Raw genomic sequence first — 14,125 nt, 5'->3', positions numbered from 1 at the left:
TCGTCACCCGCGCCCGATATAGGGCATGTCGCGGGCCATGATCGTCACGAACGGCGTGTTGACCTCCAACGGCAGGCTGGCCATGTGCAGGACCAACCGGGCGACGTGATCCACGTCCATTACCGGCTCGACACGGATGTCTCCGTTCGCCTGGGGCACGCCCTGGGTGAACTTTGCCGCCATGTCGGTCAGCGCGTTGCCGATGTCCACTTGCGCGCAGGCGATGTCGAAGGCGCGGCCGTCCAGGCCGAGGGTCCGCGTCAGTCCGGTGACGGCGTGTTTGGACATGGTGTAGGGCGCGCTGCCGGGCCGCGGGACATGCGCCGAGATCGAGCCGTTGTTGATGATGCGACCGCCGCGGGGGCTTTGGCGGCGCATGAGGCCAAAGGCCGCGCGGGCGCAGAGGAACATGCCGGTGATGTTGGTTCGACTGACCTCAAGCCACTTGTCCACCGGGATTTCGTCGATAGGCGCTGCAGGGGCCGAGATGCCTGCATTGTTGAAAAGGACGTCGAGGCGCGCGATCTGGTCGAAGGCGGCCTCGACCTCGCTTGGGTCACCGACGTCGGCAGTCAGGATGCGGGCGGGCTGGCCCAGGGCGGTTTCTTCCAAAGTCTCGCGGCGGCGGCCAAGAAGCGTGACCTCCCAGCCTTCCGCCAGGAACAGGCGCGCGGTGGCGCGGCCGATGCCGGCGCCGGCGCCGGTGATGAGAATCGAGCGGATCATTGGGCCTCCATCAGGTAACCGTATTTGAGCAGCCAGAGCGATGCACGCGCCACGACGGCGGGAGCCGCGCCGGTGGCGGTGGCGATGTCGGCTTCGGTCGCGCCCGCAGGGCCGGCGCTGGCGTAGGCGGCGCGGATCGCCTGGATCCGGGCCGGGTCCTCGATCAGGCGGCGCAGGGCCGCGTAGTTGCGCAGGGCGAAGATCTCGTCCGGGGTCGGATGGGGGCCGGGCGTCGCGGCAAGGCGACGGTCTTGGGCGGCGAAGGCGGTGGGATAGGCCGCAAACATCTCATCCACCGCGGGGCCGACCGGGATGAGGCCGGCCGGAACCGGCGCGAGGACGGGACCGCCCCGGGTCCGGGCGTGGGCCAGCATCGCCGCCTGTTCGCCCCAGAGCGCCTGCATCTGCGGGATCACTGCCGACCAGTCGTAAAGCGCGCGCGCCCGCGCCTGGCCCGCTGCGCCCATCCGGGTCCGCAGATCGGCATCAAGGGCGAGTGCGACCAGCGCCCGCGTCAGCGCGCCAAGGTCCAGCGAGGTCAGCGCCGAGACCTGGCTGAGGTATTGGATGTAGCTGTCGGTTCCGCCAAGGTGGCGCTGGCTGATGTAGGTGGACAGGCCCGGACGCGGCAGTTCGCTGGGGATGCGGAAGCCCACTTCGGGCGTCACCGTATCCTTCATCCCGTCCCAGTCCGAGACGATCACCGGCAGGCCCGCCGCCATCGCCTCGATCGGCGCGAGGCCGAAGGTCTCTTGCAGATTGTCGATCGGGAAAACGAAGATGTCGCCGCCGGACAGGGTTGCCTTGCGGTCGTCCGCGTTGCCTCCGTCCAGAAGGTGATAGCCGCAGGAGGGCATCAGCCGAGCGGCGGCCCTGGCAAAGATCTCCTCCCAGCCCGGTTCCTTGAACTGGCCGCAAAGGACGAGGTGCAGCTTGCCGCCGCCCACCCTTGCGAGCTGACCCGCGATCTCGGCCGCGGCGGACTCCAGCGCCAGAAACAGCGGGAGCGGGTCGAATTTCTCGTCCGGGGTCAGGCGGGCGATGGTCACGGCCAGGACGTCGCGCGGACCTGCGCCGATCCGGTCGCGCAGGCCCTGCCCAAGGGCCGGGTCGGGCCGGAAATCGGCACAGGTGATGCCAAGGGGGATCACCGGCAGCAGGGGGCGCGCGGGAAGCGGCGCGCCGGGGAAGCGCTGGGTCAGGTGGACCTCGGCCAGTTCCATCAGTCGGCGGACCGAGGACTGGACCGCGCGCGACGTGCAGATCACGGCGTCCCAGGGCATCTGGGGGGCCGAACGGAGGTCGAAGACGGTCTGCATCACAGCGCGGGTGGCCGTCGTGTGGGTTATGCCGCACAAGGCCCAGGCGGCCGCTCCGTGCGGGGCGCGACGCCAACATTCGACCGACGGGATCGGCGCGGGGTAGGAGACGACCTCGACCGGGGCAAGCGCGGCAGGCGCGTCAAGGCGGACCGCCCGCAGGGGCCGCGTCACGCCCTGGTCGGCGGCGATCCGGGCGAAGGCGGCGTGGTCGGCCTGGGCATGGGCGAGGGAGACGAACTCGGTCACGTCGGCATGGGCGAAAAAGCCGCGCAGGAAACTTTCCCCCGCGACACGGCGGCCGTTGATGCCTCTGGTCTTCGGGTCATACCCGTCCGACGAGAACCAGATGGCGGCATTGGTGGCGGGCATGCGGGCTTTCCCAGACTGTCGCCCTATGGGTAGAGGCTGGACCTGGGTCCCGCAAGGGGATCAGCTGGGGGGATCAGCTGGGGGGATCAGGCTGTGCAGGTCAGGCTGTGCCGGTCAGGCTGTGCGGGTCAGGCTGTGCGGGTCAGGATCACGCGGCGCAGGAAGGCCAGAAGGAAGAGAGCGGTCAGGATCAGGATGACCGTGGGGGCCGGGGCCGCATCAAGGTGGAAGCTGGCGTAGACCCCGGCGGTCATGGCGAAAAGGCAGACCAGGGTCGCGGCGATCAGCATGGCACCAAAGCTGCGGGTGACGAGGAAGGCAATGGCACCAGGGGCGATCAGAAGGCCGATGGCAAGGATGAGGCCGACCGAGGACAGCGTGGCGACGATGGTGAGCGCAAGGATGGCGAGGAGACCGTAATGCAGGAGCCTGACCGGCAGGCCAGAGACCTGGGCCTGAGCCGGGTCGAAGGCGTGCAGCATCAGATCGCGCCATTTCAGGCTGAGGACAAGAGTGACAGGTGCCGCGATGAGGGCGGCGGTAAGAAGGTCGCCCTTCCCGACCCCCAGCATGTTGCCAAAGAGGATGTGGTCAAGGTGGACGTCCGAGGGGAAGGCGGTGTGCAGCACGATGCCAAGCGCGAACATGGCCGAGAAGACGACCCCCATCACCGTATCGCGTTTGATGCGGCTGTTGTCGGCCAGCCAGCCGGTCAGAAGCGACGAGCCCAAACCTGCGATGAAGGCTCCAAGGAGAAGCGGCCAGCCCGCCATGTAGGCCAGCACGATGCCGGGCAGGACCGCGTGGCTGACGGCATCCCCCATCAGCGCCCAGCCTTTCAGGACCAGAAAACAGGACAGAAGCGCCGTGGGTGGGGCCACGATCAGCGCGATCAGGAAGGCGTTCTGCATGAAGGGGAACTGGAAGGGCTGGAACAGGCTCTCGATCATGCTTTGGCCCTGCGCTTCGCGGCAAGCAGGCCGTGTTTCGGGGCGAAAAGGAAGGTCAGCGCAAAGCAGGCGGTTTGCAGAAGGACGATCACGCCCCCCGTGGCCCCGTCGAGGAAGTAGCTGAGGTAGGCGCCGGTGAAGCCCGTGGCGGCCCCGATTGTCGCGGCAAGGGTCAGAAGGCGCGGGAAGCGGTCGGTCAGGAGATAGGCGGTGGCGCCGGGGGTGACGACCATCGCGACGACAAGGAAGGCACCGACGGTCTGCATCGCGGCCACCGTGCTGGCGGAGAGGAGAGTGAAGAAGACGATCTTGAGAAGGTCGGGCTTGAGGCCGATGGTGCGGGCATGGGCCTCGTCGAAGAAGGTGACCATCAGGTCTTTCCAGAGAAGTAGCAGGACGGCCGCCGAGATGCCTCCGATCAGGACAAGTTGCAGAGTGTCCTCGGGCGAGATGGCAAGGATGTTGCCCATCGTGATGGTCTGGATCGAGACGGAGGTCGGGTAGATCGAGATCAGGAACAGGCCAAGGCCGAAGAACGAGGTGAAGATCAGGCCGATGATGGTGTCGGTCTTGAGCCCGGTGCGGTTGGTGAGAAACAGCATGGCCGCGGCGGCAAGGCCGCCCGACAGGAAGGCCCCGAGCGCGAAGGGAAGGCCAAGGATGTAGGCCCCCGCCACCCCCGGCACGACCGAGTGCGAAAGCGCGTCGCCGATCAGCGACCAGCCCTTGAGCATCAGGTAGGCCGACAGGAACCCGCAGACGCCGCCGACCAGGGCCGAGACCCACATCGCGTTGGTCATGTAGTTGTAGGCGAAGGGCTCAAGCATGGTGACGGGCGCGCGGGTTGGGGCGGTTTTCAGATCGAGCGCCTTGCGGCGCGAGACTTTTGTCTCGCCGTTTTGCGTGAAGGACGCAAAACGGCTCGGCCGCGACATGGTTTGCTCGAACCATTGGCGCAAACCCTGTCGCACCTCCGGTGGGGATATTTGGGCAAAGATGAAAGGCGGGGCTGTGCGAGGCGGAGCGGGTCATGTGTCGCCCTTGCGGCCGTACTGGACGAAGGGGCGTTCGTCGTCGGTGAGGATGCTGATCTCGCGGCTGTCGTCATCCTCGTGCAGGTCGGTGCCGCCAATGGTGAAGCGGCGCAGGACGCCGCCGAAGGCGTGTTCCAGGTTGTCGCGGGTGAAGGTGGTTTCCGTGGGGCCGTAGGCGAGGACGGTGCCCTTGACCAGCACGGTCCGGTCGCAGAAATCGGGGACCGAGCCGAGGTTGTGGGTCGAGACCAGCATCACGTGGCCTTCGTCGCGCAGCGTGCGGAGAAGGGCGATGATCTGCTCCTCGGTCTTCACGTCGACGCCGGTGAAGGGTTCGTCGAGGAGGATGATCCGCCCCTCTTGCGCCAGGGCGCGCGCCAGGAAGACACGCTTCTTCTGGCCGCCGGAAAGCTCGCCGATCTGGCGGTGGCGGAGGTCGAGAAGGCCGACGCGGGACAGCGCCTCGTCCACCTTGGCGCGGTCGGTGGCCGAGGGGCGGCGGAGGAAACCCATGTGGCCGTAGCGGCCCATCATGACGACATCCTCGACCAGGACCGGGAAGGACCAGTCCACCTCCTCGGCCTGGGGGACATAGGCCACGAGGTTCTGCCGCAGCGCGTCGCGGACCGGCAGGCCCAGAAGCCGGATCGTGCCGCGGGCGACGGGGACAAAGCCCATGATCGCCTTGAAGAGCGTCGACTTGCCCGCCCCGTTCACCCCCACGAGCGCGGTGATCGTGCCCTGGGGGATCTGGAAGCTGGCATCGGTCAGGGCGGTGAGCCCGTTTCGGTAGGTGACGGTGACGCCTTCCGCAAAGATGCCCTCGCCCCCTGCCCCCTGATTGCCAGCGGTAACGCTCATTCAACCCTCAGTTCGTCGGCGCAAGGCCCTTGGCGATGGTTTCGGTGGTGACCTTCAAGAGGTCGAGATAGGTCGGCACCGGCCCGTCGCCAGCGCTGAGACTGTCGACGTAGAGCACGCCACCGAAGGCTGCGCCAGTCTCGCGGGCGACCTGTTCTGCGGGGTCGGACGAAACGGTGCTTTCGCAGAAGACCGCCGGGATCTGGTGGTCGCGCACGCCGTCGATCACGGCCCTCACCTGGCGGGGCGTACCCTGCTGATCGGCGTTGATCGGCCAGAGGTAAAGCTCTTGCAGCCCAAGGTCACGCGCAAGGTAGCTGAACGCGCCCTCGCAGGAGACGAGCCAGCGACGGTCCTCGGGCAATGCGGCGATCTGTGCCTTCAGCGGGTCGAGGGCTGCACGAAGTTCGGCCTTGTAGGCGTCCGCATTGGCCGCGTAGGTCGCAGCGCTGTCGGGATCGGCTTCGGACAATGCCGCTGCGATGTTGTCGACGTAGATCAGCGCATTGTCGATGCTCATCCAGGCGTGGGGGTTGGGCTTTCCCTCATAATCCCCGCCGGAAATCGAGATCGGCTGAATCCCGTCGCTCAGAGTGGCTGCGGGCACGTCGCCAAGGTTGGTCAGGAACTGCTCGAACCAGCGTTCCAGGTTCAGCCCGTTCCAGAGGATCAGGTCGGCATCCGCGGCCCCGACGATATCCTGCGGGGTGGGTTCATAGCCGTGGATTTCGGCCCCGGGCTTGGTGATCGAGACGACCTCGACCCCGTCACCCGCGACGTTACGGGCCATGTCGGCGATCACGGTGAAGGTGGTGACGACCTTGAGCGGCTCTTGCGCCCAGGCAGTGACGGGCAGCGCGGCGGTCAGGATCGCAAGCAGGAAACGGCAGGAAAGCGGCATGGAGGCTCCAATCAGCTTTGATCATAGTAGAATGTAAATGAGAAGCATTTGCAAGAAGACAAGGCCCTCTGCCCCAGGGCCGCAGGAATTCAGTCGTCCCCGGGCAAGAGCCGCACCGCAAGCGGAGCCAGGACCAGGACGACAAGGATGCGGGCGACGTGGTGCAGCGCCACGAAGGCCACGTCGGCATGGATGGCCAGCGCGATGAGGCCCATCTCGGTCAGACCTCCGGGGGCCAGCGCAAGAAGTGCCTGATCAAGCCCGACGCCCACTGCCCGGCCCATCGCCAGCCCCGCCACCCCGGCAAGCGCCAAGGTCAGGATCGTCGAGCCAAGGCTGAGAAGCCCCGCGCGGGCCAGCATCACCGGGGCGATGCCCAGGAAGCGGCAGCCCAGGATCGTGCCCAGCACCACCTGGGCCGCATTGACCAGCAGCGTCGGCGGCGCGCTTTCGGTGAAGCCCGCCAGATGCACCGCCGCCGACAGGATCAAGGGCCCAAGGAAGGTCGGCGCGGGTAACTTCAGCCGGGTGCCCGCAAACGCCCCCAGCACCGCCGAGGCGGTCAGGATCGCGGCATCAACAAGCCCCAACGCAGGCCCCGGAGCCATCGCGGCGGCACCTACGTCATGGCCCAGCACAACGCGGAACAGAAAGGCCATCAGCGCGATGGTGACGACGATGCGCAGCGAATGGGCCAGCACGATCGCCGGAACATTGGCGCCCCGCGCCTCGCCGAACTCGATCATCTCGGACAGTCCGCCGGGCATGCCGGCGAAATAGGCCGTGGTCCAGTCCTGCCGACCGACGTAGCGGTAAAAGGGCACGACGACCAGGGCGACGACCACAAGATAGACCAAGAGGATTGCCAGCGTCACCAGCGTCTCGCCCACCTGCCCCATCACCTCGGGCGTGAAGCGCGAGCCAAGGAGCACCCCGATGATCGCCACAATCGCCGACCGCAGCCGCGCGGGTCCCTGAACCGGCAGGCCCGCGACCGAGGCGGTCATGGTGACGAAAAGCGCGCCAAGCATCCAGGGCAAAGGTAATGCAAGGGCATGGAAGACCATGCCTCCGACAGTTCCAAGCGCCAATCCCGCAGCTATTCGGGCCAATGTCGGCACAGCCGATCCGATGCGTTCACAAGGCGTCCAGAAAGGCCGCCGCGAAAGGCACAAAGCGGACGCAGGATGGATTTTTTGGTGCACCCAGCACGATTCGAACGTGCGACCTTTGCCTTCGGAGGGCAACGCTCTATCCAGCTGAGCTATGGGTGCCTAAGCGTGTCCTTAACGGAAGGAGCAAGGGGATTCAATGGCAAATGGCGCTGCGGGCGCAAGGGCAACTCTGTCTGCGGGCAACCGAAATCCGCACCTCTGATGGCAAAAAAAAGCCCAAATCGCAGACTATCGCTGAAGTTGTAATCAATCGTCTTCCGCGAGAGAGTCTTCCCGTGCGTCGGACATCCCTTCTGCTGTCCCTGTCCAGTTTTGCCCTGCTTGCAGCCTGCGGTGGCGGCGAGGAGGCGGGGTTCAATCCTTTCGATTACCTCTCGCCCTTTGCGCCACCTGCGCCGGTCTCGATATCGGTCCTGACCCGGGGACTGGACTTCTCGGCCTCGATCATCGCGGACACGGCCGTTCTTCTCGCGACGACGAGATACCGCAACACCAACGTGACGATCGCGTGGCTGCAGCAGAACTTTGATGCCGACATACCGGACGTGGCGACCCAGGACCCCATTCGGACGTCCGGTGCAGCTTTTGCCCATGCGGCGGGACTTTCGGGAGCGAGGCAGTATATCGCGGTTTCCGATGAGCATATTTCCGGGTCGCACGAAACGATCAGCGGACGCGTCCTTCTGCTGTCGAACGGCGATCCGTCGGACTCGCAAGGCATCCCGAACGAGCACGGAACGGCGGTTGCCTCGGTCGCCGCTGGAAACTCTTCCAGCTTTGTCGGCATCGCACCCGAGGCAACAATTCTGTTTGGAACCTGGGGCGATCAGGACCTTGCAAACCTGGGATTATATGCGCGAGCCAACGGCGCAGTGGCCTGGAACAACTCGTGGGGTTACCTGGGACTTGGGGCGGACCAGGCCGGCTTTGATGCCGCGTTCAACAACGGCGCGCCGCAAAGCGCGGCCTATCTTGCCTCGCTGGACGAATATGCCTCGGAAGGCGTTGTTGTCTTTTCGGTGTCGAACGACAATCTGCGGGATGCCACCTTGATGGACGCCCTGCCGTATCTCCGGCCGTCGCTTGAGGCCGGATGGATCGCTACAGCCAACGGAGTCCCCACCTTCACGGGCGGAAGCATTACCGACGTCCATCTCTTGTCGAATTCGTGCTGGCAGGCGGCGCGCTGGTGTCTGGTGGCCGATGGCACCTGGTTCGCGGCCACCGGCGGCGGGGCGGATTACGCTCCGACGACAGGGTCGTCGTTTGCCGCACCACAAGTCTCGGGAGCACTGGCGCTTCTTGCACAGGCTTTCCCGACGCTTTCACCGCATGATCTGCGGGTCCGGCTCTTGGCCTCGGCCGCGGATGACTTCTTCAGTGCGGATGACACGATCGAACTCGCCGACGGATTCAGCAAAGGCTACTCGGTCATCTACGGCCACGGGTTCCTGGACATCGAGGCTGCCCTAAGGCCCATCGGCGGCACAGTGATGGCGTTGTCGGAGGGCAGAACCGTCTCGACGGATGCGCCGGTTCTGCGCACCGGGTCGGCGTTCGGAAACGCCCTGGAGACTGGCCTTTCGGGCACCGACGTTGCGGTCCAGGATGCGCTTTCGGCCGGGTTCTCGATGTCGGCAGATGCCCTTACCGCGGGCGCTTTCCCTGGTCCGCAGGCGGCCAAGTTGCTGGCAAGAAGTCTTCGCGGCAATCTGTCGGCGGAACGGCTGGCCACTCCGTCTGCCTTGTCCGATCCCTTCGCGGCGTTCACCGGCCCAGTCCTTGCAATGACTGCGAATGACCGAGGTACGGCGGCCGCCGTGCTTTTTCCTGAAGGTTCAAAAGGAAGCGCGGGCGTGACGGTCAGCCAGGCCCTGACCGACGGGCCGGTGCGCGTGGATCTGGGCGTCAAGGTTGCGCGCGACGACGGTCAGCTCACCAGTCTTGACCGGGACAACGCAGCTCTGATGGCTTCGGTCACCCTTGGGGTGACACAGCACTTGGGGAACAACGCATTTGTGGCGATGTCCGGCGAAGTTGGGGTGACCGATCTGGGTGGAGCGACTGCGTTCGGTGATACCGGCTCGGCGCGCTTTGACGCCGTGAAGCTGACCGTCGGGCGCAGCGACTTTCTTGCCAAGGGCGACCGGATTTCGCTCGGGATCGGCCTGCCCGTCGCGATTGCCTCGGGCCAGACAGTCCTGGATCTTCCGGTGGTTCGTGAGGGGGCTTCGGCATTTGACCGGGTCGCGCTGGACTTGGCCCCCGACGAACGGCAGATCGATCTGGATCTTACCTATCAGGCAGAACTTGGCGATGGGCTGGAGTTCAAGCTTTCGCTGATCCAGTCCGAGAACTTCGGCAACCGGACAGGTGAACAGGACACCAGCGGCGCCCTGGCCTTTGCCTTCAGGTTCTGAACCCACCCGGCCTCAGGCGAAAAGCTCGTGCGCCAGGTCCAGCGCGCTGACCAGGGCGTCGACCTCTTCGACCGTGTTGTAAAGCCCGAACGAAGCGCGGCACGAGGCGGTGATGCCAAGGTGTTCCATCAGCGGCATGGCGCAATGGGTGCCGGCGCGGACGGCGATGCCGCGCTTGTCCAGGATGGTCGAGATGTCGTGGGCATGGGCCGCCCCGTCCAGCGTGAACGAGAAGATCGCCCCCTTCCCCGCCGAAGTGCCTTGCACGTTCAGCCAGTTAAGGCCCGCAAGCCTGTCGCGGGCATAATCGCGAAGCGTGCGTTCGTGGGCGGCCACGTTGGCCATACCAAGCGACATCATGTAGTCCAGCGCCACGCCAAGGCCGATCTGCTGCACGATGCCGGGGGTCCCGGCCTCGAACTTCATCGGCGGATCGTTCCAGGTGACGGTGTCGCGCGTGACCTCGCGGATCATGTCGCCGCCGCCAAGGAACGGGCGCATCTCGGCCTGACGCTCGCGGCGGATGTAAATTCCGCCCGACCCCGAAGGTCCGTAGAGCTTGTGTCCGGTGATGGCGTAGAAGTCGCAACCAAGTGCCTGCACGTCGACCGGCATATGGACGGCGGCCTGGCTGCCGTCGACCAGCACCGGCACGCCCTTTTCCTGCGCGCCCCGGCAGATCGAGGCCACATCGACCACGGTGCCAAGGACGTTGGACATATGCGTCACGGCCACAAGCCGGGTCTTCGGCCCGATCGCGTCGATCACCGCCTGCGGGTCAAGGTCGCCGTTCGCGTCCACATCGACCCATTTCAGCACCACGCCCTGCCGTTCGCGCAGGAAGTGCCAGGGGACGATGTTGGCGTGATGCTCCATCACCGACAGCACGATCTCGTCGCCGGCTTGCAACCTTGGCGCAGCCCAGGCGTAGGAGACAAGGTTGATCGCCTCGGTCGTGCCGGTGGTGAAGACGATCTCGCTCTCGGAGGCGGCGTTCAGGAAGCGCGCGATGATCCCGCGGGTGGATTCGTACTTTTCGGTCGCAAGGTTCGACAGGTAGTGCAACCCCCGGTGAACATTGGCGTATTCCTCGGAATAGGCCCGCGTCACAGCGTCGATCACCACCTGCGGCTTCTGCGCCGACGCGCCGTTGTCAAGGTAGACCAATGGCTTGCCATTCACCTGCCGGGACAGGATCGGGAAGTCGGCGCGGACTTGTCGGACGTCATACATTCGGCATCAGGGCCTCCGGCCCGAGGAAGAGGATCAGCACCACCGCCAGGAGAAACCCCGCGGCAATGGCGGTCAGCACCATGACCAGGAAGACAATCCCGCGCGACGCGAAGCCGTGCAGTTCCGCGATGAACACGGTCAGAAGCCAGAGATAGAGCCCGAAGATGACAAGGCCAATCAACCCGGCAAAGTTCGGCGACAAGGGCAGGATGACCATCTGCAGGACCTGGAAGCCCAGCATGACCAGCTGCAACCAGACGACGACAAGCAGCGCGTCGGCAAAGCGCCCGTGACCCCCGAAGGCCCGGCCGACCCGGTGGACCAGGACAACGGTCACCGCCAGGAACAGCCACTGGAACACCGCCGCGCGGATCGGGCTGGCCAGCATGAGCGCGCTGAACGGATCAAGACCCTCCCGCCCGCCGACCTGCAGGCTGGCAAGCAGCGCCGACAGGATCGCCACCAGAAGAAGACCGGCACTGCGCGCCTTCAGCGGCACGCCTTCGGCCAGAAGCACCCGCGCCGCCTGTTGCGGATCCTGCAGCGTCAGCCGCGCCAGAGAGGCAAGTCGCGCACCCAGGGTCATCCGCGTTCCGCCTCGTGCAAAAGTGTGGCCCAAAGCCACAGGAAGGCCAGGCCCACCGCCAGCGTCACGGCCGAAAGCGCAGAGCCTGGACCGATCATCCCGCCGACCATGCCTTGCAGCAGCATGAGCGGTCCCACCGCGGCCAACGCCCAAAAGAGCGCGATCCGCGCCCCGTACCAGTTCCCCTGCCCGCCAAGCGCCCTGGCGACCAGTCGGCTGAGCGCGGCCAGAAGATACCAGAGCGGGATCGTCGCAAGCACGGCAAAGGCGCGGGCCAGGATGCGCGGCACGGGGGACGCTTCCTCGGCCAGAAAGGCCTCACGCGCCGCGACGGGCCATTGACCGATGAAGGTCAGCGCCAGGAAGACAAGCAGAAGCGAGAAGGCAAAAGGTTCGGACTGACCGCGCGCAAGGTGCTGCCGCAGGATCTGTCGCGGCCGCCTCCAGGTGGCCACCATATCGGCCGAAACCGTCATCCTACCGCCCTACCCGTTCGAGCCGTGCCGGGCGAGCCAGCGTTCCAGGCGGCCGCGGATGTCCTCGGCGATGTCTTCGTCGGCGATCTCCTGGATGGCTTCGGCAAGGAAGGCCAGGACCAGAAGCGCCTGCGCCCTTCGGCGAGGTATGCCGCGCGATTGCAGGTAGAACAGCGCGGTCTCGTCGATGGCGCCAGAGGTCGAGCCGTGGCTGCACTTGACGTCGTCGGCGTAGATCTCCAGCTCGGGTTTCGCAAGAAACTGGCTGTCCTCGTCCAGAAGCAGCGACTGGCTGATCTGGTAGCCGTCGGTCTTCTGTGCGCCGGGTTTCACCAGGATCTTGCCCTGGAAGACACCCACGGCGCCGTTCATCAGGACCTTCTTGAACACCTGACGGCTTTCGCAGGCCACAGCCGCATGGGTGACGAAGACTGTGTCGTCGTGGTGAAAGTCGCCGTCCCCCACCGTTGCCCCGGCCAGATGCGCCCGACCTTCGTCGCCGGTCAACTCGACCACCGCCTCGTTGCGGGTCAGCCGACCGTTCGCAGTCAGCGTGAAGGACCGCATTTCGGATCTGGCCCCCAGGCGGGCGAAAAGATGCGTCACCGCGCGGCGCTGGTGGTCGCGGCCTTGCAGCCGGATGTGATGGAACTGCGCCCCCTCGGCGATGTCGACCTCAAGCACATTGGAAAAGCGCGCAGCGGCGGGGCCGTTTTCCAGAAGTGTCAGGCTGGCACCCGCCTCCAGCTTCACGCAATGGTGGAGGATCGCGTCCGAAGTATCTGATTGATGGACATAAATCAAAGAGACCGGTTTCGCCGCCCTGCCAGTGACATGGATCAGCACCCCATCCGTGGCAAAAGCCGAGTTCAGCGCAGCCAGCGGCCGCGCGACGGGCGTCTGGCCGCGCGTTTCCAACTGGCCATACAGGCCCTGCGCCCAATGGATGTCCTTGCCCCCGGTCTGCGACAACCGCTCGATCGTCACGCCGGACAGGGTCAGGTCGTCCGAAGCGGCGGCGTCGAAGACCCCGTCCACGAAGACGATCTTCAGCCGGTCCATGCCGTCAAAGGGTTCCGCCTCGTCACCCGGCTCGAAGCGGACGGCCACGGGGGCTTCCGGGACATTCAGGCTGGTCGGGTCGGTGTAGCGCCAGTATTCGTCGCGCCGGGCGGGAAGGCCCATCGCGGTCAGCCGGGCCAGAGCCTCGCTCCGCAAAGCCGCAAGCCAGCCCTTGCCCGCAGGAAGGGTCAGTGCCGCCAGCCGGGCGGCGAGCGCGTCTTCCTTTGCCTTCGGCAGTGCCATCAGCCCACCTCGTTCAGGATGTCGGCATAGCCGTTGCTCTCGACCTCAAGGGCCAGTTCCGGGCCGCCGGTCTTGATGATGCGACCCGCCGCCATGATGTGAACGACGTCCGGCTTGATGTGGTCCAGAAGCCGCTGGTAGTGCGTGATGACCAGGAAGGACCGGCCGGCGCTGCGCAGGGCGTTCACCCCATCCGCGACCAGCTTCATCGCATCGACGTCAAGGCCCGAGTCGGTCTCGTCCAGGATGCACATGCGGGGTTCCAGCATGGCCATCTGCAAGATTTCGTTGCGCTTTTTCTCGCCGCCCGAGAAGCCGACGTTGACCGGGCGCTTCAGCATCTCGGCGTCGATCTTCAGGGTCTTGGCCTTTTCGCGCACGATCTTCAGGAAGTCGCCGGCGCTGAGTTCATCCTCGCCGCGGGCTTTCCGCTGCGCGTTTACCGCCGTCCGCAGGAAGGTCATGTTGCCGACGCCGGGGATCTCGACCGGGTACTGGAAGGCCAGGAAGAGGCCCGCCGCCGCGCGCTCTTCCGGCTCCATCTCCAGCAGTTCCTGGCCGTCCAGCGTCGCCGAACCCTCGGTCACCTCATAGCCGTCGCGGCCCGACAGGACGTAGGACAGCGTCGACTTGCCCGAGCCGTTGGGGCCCATGATTGCATGGACCTCGCCCGGTCCGATCTTCAGATCGACGCCGCGGAGGATCACCTTGTCCTCTTCTTCAAGTTTGACGTGCAGGTTATTGATTTCCAGCATTTTTCTTTCCTT

General features: G+C 65.7%; 13 protein-coding genes and 1 tRNA gene. 1 reads left to right on the top strand and 13 read right to left on the bottom strand.

The genetic code is table 11. From position 1 onward, the window contains the following. Positions 1 to 3: 3 nt before the first annotated feature. The 8 genes from Q8M85_RS14035 to Q8M85_RS14000 form a co-directional block, all read right to left on the bottom strand. Positions 4 to 726 (bottom strand): SDR family oxidoreductase, encoded by a 723-nt coding sequence (locus tag Q8M85_RS14035; RefSeq protein ID WP_305545696.1) that lies wholly within the window; start codon positions 724 to 726, stop codon positions 4 to 6. Further along, a complete protein-coding gene (locus Q8M85_RS14030; RefSeq protein ID WP_305545694.1) occupies positions 723 to 2,417 on the bottom strand; it encodes a glycosyltransferase family 4 protein in 1,695 nt (564 codons plus the stop codon). The genes Q8M85_RS14035 and Q8M85_RS14030 overlap by 4 nt, the downstream gene beginning before the upstream one ends. 128 nt (positions 2,418 to 2,545) lie before the next feature. Next, positions 2,546 to 3,367, bottom strand: coding sequence for a metal ABC transporter permease (locus tag Q8M85_RS14025; RefSeq protein ID WP_305545692.1), 822 nt, complete (start codon positions 3,365 to 3,367; stop codon positions 2,546 to 2,548). Next, positions 3,364 to 4,194, bottom strand: a complete 831-nt coding sequence (locus Q8M85_RS14020; RefSeq protein WP_305546037.1) for a metal ABC transporter permease — start codon at positions 4,192 to 4,194, stop codon at positions 3,364 to 3,366. Before Q8M85_RS14020 ends, Q8M85_RS14025 begins: the two co-directional genes overlap by 4 nt. A 201-nt stretch (positions 4,195 to 4,395) precedes the next feature. After that, positions 4,396 to 5,262 (bottom strand): manganese/iron ABC transporter ATP-binding protein, encoded by an 867-nt coding sequence (locus Q8M85_RS14015; protein WP_305545690.1) that lies wholly within the window; start codon positions 5,260 to 5,262, stop codon positions 4,396 to 4,398. A 7-nt stretch (positions 5,263 to 5,269) separates the two neighbouring features. Further along, complete coding sequence (locus Q8M85_RS14010) at positions 5,270 to 6,163, bottom strand: metal ABC transporter substrate-binding protein (RefSeq protein ID WP_305545688.1); 894 nt, start codon at positions 6,161 to 6,163, stop codon at positions 5,270 to 5,272. An 89-nt stretch (positions 6,164 to 6,252) separates the two neighbouring features. Beyond that, positions 6,253 to 7,284 (bottom strand): AbrB family transcriptional regulator, encoded by a 1,032-nt coding sequence (locus Q8M85_RS14005; RefSeq protein WP_305545686.1) that lies wholly within the window; start codon positions 7,282 to 7,284, stop codon positions 6,253 to 6,255. 76 nt (positions 7,285 to 7,360) lie between these two features. Next, a tRNA-Arg gene (locus tag Q8M85_RS14000) sits at positions 7,361 to 7,437 on the bottom strand. A gap of 176 nt (positions 7,438 to 7,613) precedes the next feature. Here Q8M85_RS14000 and Q8M85_RS13995 point away from each other — a divergent pair. Then, positions 7,614 to 9,758, top strand: a complete 2,145-nt coding sequence (locus Q8M85_RS13995) for a S8 family peptidase (RefSeq protein WP_305545684.1) — start codon at positions 7,614 to 7,616, stop codon at positions 9,756 to 9,758. 12 nt (positions 9,759 to 9,770) lie between these two features. Here Q8M85_RS13995 and Q8M85_RS13990 read toward each other — a convergent pair whose 3' ends face one another. Genes Q8M85_RS13990 through sufC form a run of 5 tightly spaced genes read right to left on the bottom strand, consistent with a single transcriptional unit; the run spans position 9,771 to position 14,113 of the window. Then, positions 9,771 to 10,991, bottom strand: a complete 1,221-nt coding sequence (locus Q8M85_RS13990) for a cysteine desulfurase (RefSeq protein WP_305545682.1) — start codon at positions 10,989 to 10,991, stop codon at positions 9,771 to 9,773. Next, positions 10,984 to 11,577, bottom strand: a complete 594-nt coding sequence (locus Q8M85_RS13985; RefSeq protein WP_305545680.1) for a YIP1 family protein — start codon at positions 11,575 to 11,577, stop codon at positions 10,984 to 10,986. Before Q8M85_RS13985 ends, Q8M85_RS13990 begins: the two co-directional genes overlap by 8 nt. Next, a complete protein-coding gene (locus Q8M85_RS13980; protein ID WP_305545678.1) occupies positions 11,574 to 12,053 on the bottom strand; it encodes a YIP1 family protein in 480 nt (159 codons plus the stop codon). Before Q8M85_RS13980 ends, Q8M85_RS13985 begins: the two co-directional genes overlap by 4 nt. 9 nt (positions 12,054 to 12,062) lie before the next feature. Beyond that, complete coding sequence (gene sufD, locus Q8M85_RS13975) at positions 12,063 to 13,358, bottom strand: Fe-S cluster assembly protein SufD (protein ID WP_305545676.1); 1,296 nt, start codon at positions 13,356 to 13,358, stop codon at positions 12,063 to 12,065. Next, entirely contained in the window at positions 13,358 to 14,113 is a 756-nt protein-coding gene (gene sufC / locus Q8M85_RS13970) for a Fe-S cluster assembly ATPase SufC (protein WP_305545674.1), read from the bottom strand. The genes sufD and sufC overlap by 1 nt, the downstream gene beginning before the upstream one ends. Positions 14,114 to 14,125: the final 12 nt, after the last annotated feature.

Source organism: Tabrizicola sp. (genome assembly GCF_030694085.1).
In the GTDB taxonomy this organism is placed as follows: domain Bacteria; phylum Pseudomonadota; class Alphaproteobacteria; order Rhodobacterales; family Rhodobacteraceae; genus Tabrizicola.
This window is presented reverse-complemented; position numbering and strand designations above follow the sequence as displayed.

Bases quoted from the DNA above. Each gene is read 5' to 3' on its own strand.
- Q8M85_RS14035 (WP_305545696.1), bottom strand. From the start codon at position 726: ATGATCCGCTCGATTCTCATCACCGGCGCCGGCGCCGGCATCGGCCGC.
- Q8M85_RS14030 (WP_305545694.1), bottom strand. From the start codon at position 2,417: ATGCCCGCCACCAATGCCGCCATCTGGTTCTCGTCGGACGGGTATGAC.
- Q8M85_RS14025 (WP_305545692.1), bottom strand. From the start codon at position 3,367: ATGATCGAGAGCCTGTTCCAGCCCTTCCAGTTCCCCTTCATGCAGAAC.
- Q8M85_RS14020 (WP_305546037.1), bottom strand. From the start codon at position 4,194: ATGCTTGAGCCCTTCGCCTACAACTACATGACCAACGCGATGTGGGTC.
- Q8M85_RS14015 (WP_305545690.1), bottom strand. From the start codon at position 5,262: ATGAGCGTTACCGCTGGCAATCAGGGGGCAGGGGGCGAGGGCATCTTT.
- Q8M85_RS14010 (WP_305545688.1), bottom strand. From the start codon at position 6,163: ATGCCGCTTTCCTGCCGTTTCCTGCTTGCGATCCTGACCGCCGCGCTG.
- Q8M85_RS13990 (WP_305545682.1), bottom strand. From the start codon at position 10,991: ATGTATGACGTCCGACAAGTCCGCGCCGACTTCCCGATCCTGTCCCGG.
- Q8M85_RS13985 (WP_305545680.1), bottom strand. From the start codon at position 11,577: ATGACCCTGGGTGCGCGACTTGCCTCTCTGGCGCGGCTGACGCTGCAG.
- Q8M85_RS13980 (WP_305545678.1), bottom strand. From the start codon at position 12,053: ATGACGGTTTCGGCCGATATGGTGGCCACCTGGAGGCGGCCGCGACAG.
- sufD (WP_305545676.1), bottom strand. From the start codon at position 13,358: ATGGCACTGCCGAAGGCAAAGGAAGACGCGCTCGCCGCCCGGCTGGCG.
- sufC (WP_305545674.1), bottom strand. From the start codon at position 14,113: ATGCTGGAAATCAATAACCTGCACGTCAAACTTGAAGAAGAGGACAAG.